Here is an 8,985-nt window from a genome sequence, read left to right on the forward strand (position 1 = left end):
CCCGGTCTCATTTTTATTAGGCTATGTGAACGGTGCTAATCTTTAAAAAGATATACTTACGCTTTAATATAAATTAGCTGCTTATTCCTACAGAAGTATTTTCATAAGAGCTGTCAGTTAACGCCTTGTAGATAAAATCAGCTACATCTGCTCTTGAAATTGATTTTCCGGAACTCGGAACGCTTGTAGTAGACTCTTTATAATTCCCTGTAAATGCTTTGTCCGTTAGTCCCATAGGTCTTACAATCGTATATGTTAAATTATTGGATTTGATATATTCGATCGCATTCTTATGATCGTCTAACACGTTACCAAGCATCTTCATCATCATCTTGCCCATTAACCCGGGTATTTCATTTTCTACACCTGCTGATGCAGTGTAAACAATGCGGCTTACATTATTTGCTACCATTCCATCTACTACATTTTTCATCATATTCTCTAACTGCGTAGATTTTTTCATACCGGTAGTGGAGCCTAAACACGAAACAACGGCATCTTTTCCGTTTATAGCAGCTTCGACAGCTTGCTTGTCAAAAGCATCTCCTTGAATAATAGTTAGATTCTCGTGATTAATCTCTAGCTTGGAAGGTGTACGAATATAAGCAGTGACAGAATGACCGTTGTCTAATGCCAATTTAGTAAAATGTTTACCTACTCCACCGCTAGCCCCAAATATAATAATGTCCATTCGTAATTCCTCTTTTCATTTGTTTTAGTTAAAGCTTTTTTCTAGCTAGTATCATTCTGCGATAGTATGTATAGTCATAAAGTTGAGTTATATCTAAAAAAAGGAGGTAACCCTTAACAGGTTACCCCTTCAACTTTTTATTTAATTGTCATCGAAAATTCCTTTTCAATCCAATTGTTAGCCTCAATCCAGTTATTCACTCGAATGACTCCCTTAGGAGCTGGCTGCTGGTTATATGGGGTATTGAACAATAATACAGGTATATCTAGCTCTTCATTTATTTCAACAGCATTGTCATGCTTGTCTTCGAAAAATACGTGAACCCCATGCTTTCTTGCAGTTTCAATTTTGTTATGCGTACCAATCAATTCGATATGGTCATATAGGAGCTCTTGCTCTTTAAACCAGTTTAGCGTTACGTCCATCACGTTTTCTCCACGAGCTGAGATGAAGTATAGCTCATACTTTTCCTTCCATGCTGATAAAACAGCTTTCGCATCAGCCTGGATAGGGGAGGTTGCGTAAATGACTGGCTCAGAGGATTTAAACCATTCATAAAATTCCTTCTGGTCTACTTCAAAAGCTTTAGTTAAGTCATATTCTTTAATATCCTCTAATTGCAAGTTGCATTTAAATGCTTCATTTATATGAGGTAGCAAAGAAGTAGGGCAAGTTACTGTCCCATCTATATCAATGCCGAAACGTACATTCGTCATTTATATCTCTCCTTAAGCTTGTTGAGCTTCAATTTCCTTTTGTTGCTTTTCTAACTCTTGTTTCGCAAAATATTCAGCTGCGATTTTATCAATTTCAATCTTCAGTTCATCTACCATAGTTTCCTCTGGCACTTTGCGAACTATTTTTCCTTTACGGAACAATAGACCTTCGCCACGTGCACCGGCAATGCCGATATCCGCTTCGCGAGCTTCTCCAGGGCCGTTTACTGCACAGCCTAGTACTGCTACTTTAATAGGTGCTTTAATATGGGAGATATACTCTTCCACTTCATTTGCAATAGAAATTAAGTCGATTTCAATACGTCCACATGTAGGGCAAGAAATTAATGTCGCCGCATTAGAAGAAAGACCAAATACTTTTAGCAGCTCACGAGCTACTTTTACTTCCTCCACTGGGTCTGCACTTAACGATACACGTAATGTGTTTCCGATACCCATGGCTAAGAGTGTTCCTAGGCCGGCAGCACTCTTAATAGATCCAGCGAACAAAGTTCCTGACTCAGTAATCCCTAAGTGTAACGGATAGTCAAATGCCTCAGAAGCCTTGCGATATGCTTCGATCGCAAGATTAACATCAGATGCCTTCATCGAAACGATAATATCATGAAAATCCAAGTCTTCTAGGATTTTAATATGGTGTAGAGCGCTTTCTACCATACCGTCTGCAGTAGGATAGCCATATTTCTCTAAGATTTTTTTCTCTAATGAACCTGCATTAACTCCAATACGAATTGGAATACCTTTTGCTTTAGCTGCATTAACTACAGCTTCTACTTTTTCTTTACGACCAATGTTACCTGGGTTAATACGAATTTTATCAGCACCTTGCTCGATTGCAATTAGTGCTAATTTATAATCAAAATGGATGTCCACTACTAATGGAATATTAATACGTTTTTTTATCTCGCCGATCGAATAAGCAGCACGTTCATCTGGACAAGCTACACGAACAACCTGACAACCAGCTTCCTCTAAACGTAATATTTCAGCTACGGTTGCTTCCACATCATGTGTTTTAGTTGTTGTCATACTTTGAATAAAAAGTTCGTTACTGCCACCTATAGTTAAGTTTCCAACTCGTACAGGACGAGTTTTGGAACGATGAATTATTTCACTCATGAAATTCTCTCCTTCTTGAGGCTTTATGCCGTCACTATCCACCATTTTATCAGTCTTTCAAACGAATTGACAAGGAAGAAACCTCTAATTTTCTTTTTTACAGTTTGATTGTGATGTATAAACAGGTAAAAGTACTTTTTCTCCGACATGAAATGATTGCTTTTTTAAGTGTGGATTAAGCTCGTAAAAATCATTTAAACGTTTTGTGAAAGAAATTTCTTCACTAGTTGGGTAAATGGCAAACAACGAATAGATTGTTTCTCCGGGCATAATCTCAGCAACTATATATTCTGGAGATTCCATACATTCTTCTATTGAGACTTCACTTGAATAAGCTAATGGGATTGTTCCTTCAAACAAATCTACCTTAATAATATAAAACGATATAAAAAGTATAATGGTTGCTATAAATAGTTTCATAAAAAAATCCCCCCTAACCAACTCTATGTCGGAGGAGGGGACATTATGCTATTTCTTTATAGGATAATATTTTAAAGAACTATATAAATAGACAAAGGTAACAGCATAGATTCCTAGCTGAATCCAATCGTTAGACCATTGCAGGATTGCAATGACAATAGAAATGACCATAGGCACCGTGCTAGCAAACAGCGTAGTTCTCCAAAGGTGTCGATATTCTCCACGTCGTTTTAAAAGGAGAAGTATTAGGGTACCTAAATAGGCAAAGATACTAATACGGACAAATATAAACATAGTATTTAAAACAAATAAAAATAGAAATGCAAAGGGATAGATTAACCATTGAATATCGGAAAAGTATTCGATTAGTCCTTCTACATTTTGTTGTTGTTCTGAAATACCGTTTATAAATCCGAAAAAGGAGATTGCAGTCATGAAAAATACGTAGATAAAGACGTATTGCATTACCTTTCCGATTGGAATAAGTCGAAATGCAGCAATTTTTTTAGGGCTATGTAGGCTTGCTTTAAATAGCTGAAATAAATTCATAAATTTCACCCTTTCTATTCTATATTATCATCATCAGAATGAAGTAACCAAAGTAAATTTAATTTTACTTTGTTAAGATATTGTAAAGAATAGTGAGTAAGTGTTTACATCAACTTAATAATTTAACCATAATAGAAGTTGAATTAATTTGTCGAAATGGGAGCTGAAGGTTATCGTGGAATTGAACTGGCAGCAAATGTTGTTTGAATTTTTTGGAGGACTGGGTATATTCTTGTTCGCTATTAAGTATATGGGGGATGGGTTGCAAAAAGCGGCGGGGGATCGACTAAGGGATATTTTAGATCGCTATACTACTAATCCTTTTATGGGAGTTTTAGTCGGAATCATTGTAACTGTATTAATTCAATCTAGTTCTGGGACAACTGTAATTACAGTAGGTCTAGTAAGTGCAGGGTTTATGAAACTGCGACAGGCTATTGGTGTAATAATGGGAGCAAATATAGGAACAACAATAACTGCGTTTATCATAGGCTTTGATGTTGGGGGCTATGCACTTCCAATTATGGCAGTAGGGGCTTTCTTAATTTTCTTTTTTAAGAAACATATTGTACAAAATGTAGGGGAAGTTATATTCGGATTTGGTGGGTTATTCCTCGGGCTTGAACTAATGAGCGGTGGTATGAAGCCCTTAAGATCGTTAGAAGCATTTACTGATTTCACTCTCGCAATGAGTGATCATTCCTTCCTTGGATTATTGGCAGGAACAATTTTTACGTTAATAGTACAAAGCTCTAGTGCAACTGTTGCTATATTGCAAGGTCTATATTCAGAAAATTTACTCTCTCTACAGGGAGCTTTACCAGTACTTTTTGGAGATAACATAGGGACTACAATTACAGCTATATTAGCTTCTTTAGGTGAATCTGTTGCTGCAAAGAGAGCAGCTGCAACCCATGTTCTATTTAATGTCATTGGTTCAGTAATTTTCTTAATTTTGTTAATTCCATTTACTCTTTATATTGAGTGGATCTCTGGAGTACTAGATTTAGAAAGCAAAATGCAAATAGCTTTTGCTCACGGTTCCTTTAACGTGGCAAACACAATTATTCAATTTCCATTGATTGGGGCTTGGGCATATCTTGTCACTAAGTTAATACCTGGAGACGATGTTTCCATAGAATATAAGCCTAAACATTTAGATGTTAACTTCATCGAACAATCACCATCCATCGCTATCGGACAGGCTAAAGAGGAAATTTTACGTATGGGAGCTCTAAGTATACAAGGATTAGAGAAAACATATGCTTATCTAAAAACAAAGAACAAGCGTGATTCAGATTTGGCTTATCAAGTAGAAGACGCATTAAATAATTTAGATCAAAAAATCACAGATTACTTAGTAAAAATTTCTTCGCAGCCGCTGTCTGATCAAGATTCTAGCCGACATAATATGCTAATGGATACTGTTCGGGACATTGAAAGAGTTGGAGATCATTTTGAGAACATTTTGGAACTGATAGAATACCAAGAAGTTCACCGAATAGTTTTAACTCAAGATGCAATAGAGGATGTTTCAGAAATGTTTGAGTTAACGATAAAAACAGTAGATAAAGCAATAGAAGCTCTGAATACTAATGATGTAAAATTAGCACAAGAAGTAGCAGAACAAGAGAATGTTATAGATAAAATGGAAAGACAATTTAGAAAAAATCACATACTACGAGTAAACGAAGGTAAATGTTCAGGTCAAGCAGGTATAATGTTTGTAGACATTTTAAGTAACTTAGAGCGAATCGGAGACCATGCTTGTAATGTTGCAGAAGCCGTATTGGGGAGACGTACATGATAGAGGTTATTGGGTGGATTTTAATAATAGCTAGTTTTGTAATAGCTTATGTCGGTACTTTTTATCCTATCATTCCTTCAGTAGTATTCATGCTACTTGGTTATATTTTGTATGGATTGTTCTTTTCTTTTACCGAATTGACTTGGCTGTTCTGGACAATACAAATATTATTTGTCATTCTTTTGTTTGGAGCGGATATGGCTGCCAATGCGCTTGGTGTTAAAAAATTTGGTGGAACGAAGGCCGGAGTATGGGGCAGTACAATCGGCTTGTTATTTGGACCTTTTGTTATTCCTGTAGCTGGTATCATAATCGGACCATTCCTTGGCGCTGTATTAGCTGAATTAATCGTTACACGAGAAGGATTAAAACATGCGTTTAAATCTGGTATAGGATCTTTAATCGGATTCTTAACTTCTTCCATTGCTAAAGTAATAATATTAACTGTAATGCTAGTGGTATTTGTTCTCTTTGTATAACTCAGTCAAAAGTAGGAGAACAATAATAGGCTATTTTAATTGAACGTTTGATCATATTTTGATACGCTAATAAATGGGTAGAAAATTACTATATTATTCTTTAGGAGGAAACTATAATGGCATACGAATTACCACAATTACCTTACGCTTACGATGCACTTGAACCACATATCGACAAGGAAACGATGAACATTCATCACACGAAACACCACAATACTTACGTAACAAACTTAAACAATGCGGTAGCTGGTAAAGCTGATTTAGAAAACAAATCAGTAGAAGAACTAATTGCTAATATTGACGCTCTTCCAGAAGACATTAAAACAGCAGTTCGTAACAATGGTGGTGGGCACGCTAACCACTCATTATTCTGGCAACTATTATCACCAAATGGTGGTGGTACTCCAACTGGAGATTTAGCTCAAGCAATTGATGCAAAATTCGGTAGCTTTGATGCTTTCAAAGAAGAGTTTGCTAAAGCAGCAACAACTCGTTTTGGTTCTGGCTGGGCTTGGTTATCTGTATCAAACGGAGAGTTAGAAATTTCTTCGACTGCAAACCAAGATTCACCTATCATGGAAGGTAAAACTCCATTATTAGGATTAGACGTTTGGGAGCATGCTTACTACTTAAATTACCAAAACCGTCGTCCTGATTACATTTCTTCTTTCTGGAATGTTGTAAACTGGGATGAAGTTTCAAAACGTTACGCTTCAGCAAAATAATTATTATTATAAAAAGTCAATAAAAAGAAACTTAGCACACACTTTTTCGTCTAAAAGTGTGTGCTTTTTATGTTACACTGTAAGTAAAGAAAATTATTTAACAAGTAGGTGATATCATGCGAAAAATTTCAAAAAAACGTGCACAAAGTATAAAAGCAAAACAAAGGAAAAACATTACTTTTCGTATGAACATTCTTTTCTTTTCCATATTTCTTTTGTTCACCCTTTTAATCCTAAGACTAGGATATCTTCAAATTGTAAAAGGGGAAGAGTATGTCAAAAAACTGGAGAGTACGGAGGAGACATCTGTAAACACTAGCGTTCCAAGAGGACGATTATATGATAGTGAAGGACGTATACTAGTCGATAATAAACCACAAAAGGTTATAACTTATACAAAAATGCAGACCACGAAATCCGAGGATATGTTAGAAACTGCAAAGAAATTGAGTAAGTTAATTGAAAAGGATACAGACAATATTACAAAAAGTGATCGTCAAGACTATTGGTTAAGAGAGAATGCAGAAGAAGCTAAGAACCTCGTGACAGATAAAGAACGAAATAAAATCGAATCTAACGAAGAGTTAACGACGAGCGAAAAGAACAGAGCAATCGACCGTTTACAAAGAAGTAAGCTAACTGAAGAACAGCTCAATTCCTTTACCCCCGAGGAAGAGGAAATTATTGCGATCTATCGAGAGATGGCTGCAGGCTATGCCTTATCACCACAAATTATTAAAGGTGATGAAATGAACAAGGAAGAAGGAGACATAAAAGAGGTTACAGCTGAGGAATTTGCTAGAGTTTCCGAGAGACTGGGAGATCCAGATATGGTCGGGGTAAACACGACAACTGACTGGAGACGTGTAAAAAACTCAACCTTAGCAGTATTAGGAAGCGTATCCTCTCCTAAAAAAGGACTTCCAAATGAGCGACTAAATTATTTCTTATCTAGAGACTACACTCGTAATGATCGAGTAGGAACTTCTTATATCGAACAACAATATGAAGAAATTCTACAAGGACAAAAAACGGTAGTAAAAAATATAACAGACGGTAAAGGTCGAGTCATTGATGTAAGTACCATTTATGATGGGAAGCCAGGAAATGAGCTCGTATTGACAATCGATAGTCAGGTTCAGCTAGAAATGGAAGGAATAATTGAAAGACAACTTCTTCAAATGAAAAACAATAATGCAGGAACAAATTATTTAAATAGTGCGTTCTTAATTATTTTAGATCCATATACGGGAGATGTCTTATCTTTAGTAGGTAAAAAGCTAGAAAAAGAGAATGGTAAATGGGCTGTTCAAGACTATGCCTATGGAGCATTTAAAACTGGCTATGAGCTTGGATCTACTGTTAAGCCCGCTACTGTACTAACGGCTTACAGAGAAAATGCGATTAGTATAGGAGAGTATATGGTTGATGAGCCTATCCGAATCAAGGATTCTGCACCTAAAAGCTCTGTATTTAATAGAGGCTCAAGAATTCGTTTAAACGATTTAACAGCTTTAGAACGCTCATCCAACGTATATATGTTCAAAATTGCATATGCATTGGCTGGTAAAACATATCAGCCGAATCAACCTATTAATTTTGGAGCAGATGCATTTTTGAAGATGCGTAATGGATATGCTCAGTTTGGCTTAGGTGTACCTACAGGCATTGATCTACCAGGTGAATCTACTGGTTTCATGGGGATAGATGATACACCCGGTAAACTACTGGATTTAAGCATTGGTCAGTATGATACGTACACCCCATTACAGTTAGCTCAATATACTGCGACTATTGCTAACGGAGGCAAACGCATTAAACCGCATGTCGTAAAAGAAATTCGTGAGCCATCGGAGGATGGAGTCACTCTTGGGAAGTTAGTAAAGGAAATTAAACCGACCGTTTTAAATGTGGTAGATAATTCGCAGGAAGAGATCAATCATGTTCGAAAAGGGATGCAGCGTGTTTATTTTGGAAAAAACGGTACGGGTGCTAGAGCTTTTGGTACCGCACCTTATACAGCTGCAGGTAAGACAGGAACCGCTCAATCATATATAAAAGATCCTACAACGAAAGAAACTATAAGAACAGTTAATTTAACTCATGTAGGTTTTGCACCTTATGATAATCCTGAAATTGCATATGCAATTGTAGTTCCACAGGCATTCACTGAATCCTCTTATAAAACGAATTATACTAGCACGATGGCTCGTGAGGTTGTAGATGCATACTTTAATATACAGAAAAAGAAAAGTACGTTAGAAAATAACGAATCTACGGCAACACCTTCTATCAAACCAGCGTTCACAAATGACCAAATTGATGAAGGTGAAGAAACAAATACAACTGATGAACAGTAAATAAGAGGCAAGAGTTCAAACTCTTGCCGCATTAAAAGTGAAATTGCGACTGTGCAATTTCACTTTTTTTATTAGCTATGTTAAAGTTATTGGTTGAT

At 36.3% G+C, this 8,985-nt stretch carries 9 protein-coding genes; 4 read left to right on the forward strand and 5 right to left on the reverse strand.

The window, feature by feature from the left end:
- Nucleotides 1-73: 73 nt before the first annotated feature.
- From AC06OU_RS03630 to AC06OU_RS03650, 5 genes are all read right to left on the reverse strand, one after another.
- Nucleotides 74-691: an NAD(P)-dependent oxidoreductase gene (locus tag AC06OU_RS03630; RefSeq protein ID WP_475854045.1), complete on the reverse strand. Its 618-nt coding sequence runs from the start codon at nt 689-691 to the stop codon at nt 74-76.
- A gap of 137 nt (nt 692-828) precedes the next feature.
- On the reverse strand, nt 829-1,407 hold the full coding sequence (locus tag AC06OU_RS03635; RefSeq protein WP_169358090.1) for a hypothetical protein: 579 nt from the start codon (nt 1,405-1,407) through the stop codon (nt 829-831).
- 12 nt (nt 1,408-1,419) lie between these two features.
- Nucleotides 1,420-2,538, reverse strand: a complete 1,119-nt coding sequence (gene ispG, locus AC06OU_RS03640; protein WP_251555618.1) for a flavodoxin-dependent (E)-4-hydroxy-3-methylbut-2-enyl-diphosphate synthase — start codon at nt 2,536-2,538, stop codon at nt 1,420-1,422.
- Nucleotides 2,539-2,631: 93 nt separating this feature from the next.
- Complete coding sequence (locus AC06OU_RS03645; RefSeq protein ID WP_342568035.1) at nt 2,632-2,967, reverse strand: hypothetical protein; 336 nt, start codon at nt 2,965-2,967, stop codon at nt 2,632-2,634.
- Between the two features lie 48 nt (nt 2,968-3,015).
- Nucleotides 3,016-3,516, reverse strand: coding sequence for a DUF1189 family protein (locus tag AC06OU_RS03650; RefSeq protein WP_475854046.1), 501 nt, complete (start codon nt 3,514-3,516; stop codon nt 3,016-3,018).
- 175 nt (nt 3,517-3,691) lie between these two features.
- Between AC06OU_RS03650 and AC06OU_RS03655 the strand changes: the two genes are divergently transcribed.
- The 4 genes from AC06OU_RS03655 to AC06OU_RS03670 all read left to right on the forward strand — a co-directional run bounded on the left by AC06OU_RS03655 (nt 3,692) and on the right by AC06OU_RS03670 (nt 8,887).
- Nucleotides 3,692-5,323, forward strand: coding sequence for a Na/Pi cotransporter family protein (locus AC06OU_RS03655; RefSeq protein ID WP_475854049.1), 1,632 nt, complete (start codon nt 3,692-3,694; stop codon nt 5,321-5,323).
- Nucleotides 5,323-5,802, forward strand: coding sequence for a DUF456 domain-containing protein (locus tag AC06OU_RS03660; protein WP_475854050.1), 480 nt, complete (start codon nt 5,323-5,325; stop codon nt 5,800-5,802). The genes AC06OU_RS03655 and AC06OU_RS03660 overlap by 1 nt, the downstream gene beginning before the upstream one ends.
- 116 nt (nt 5,803-5,918) lie before the next feature.
- A complete protein-coding gene (locus AC06OU_RS03665) occupies nt 5,919-6,527 on the forward strand; it encodes a superoxide dismutase (RefSeq protein ID WP_169358095.1) in 609 nt (202 codons plus the stop codon).
- 116 nt (nt 6,528-6,643) lie between these two features.
- A complete protein-coding gene (locus AC06OU_RS03670; protein WP_475854047.1) occupies nt 6,644-8,887 on the forward strand; it encodes a peptidoglycan D,D-transpeptidase FtsI family protein in 2,244 nt (747 codons plus the stop codon).
- The last annotated feature ends 98 nt before the right edge of the window (nt 8,888-8,985 follow it).

The sequence above is a fragment of the Psychrobacillus sp. genome (genome assembly GCF_056205495.1).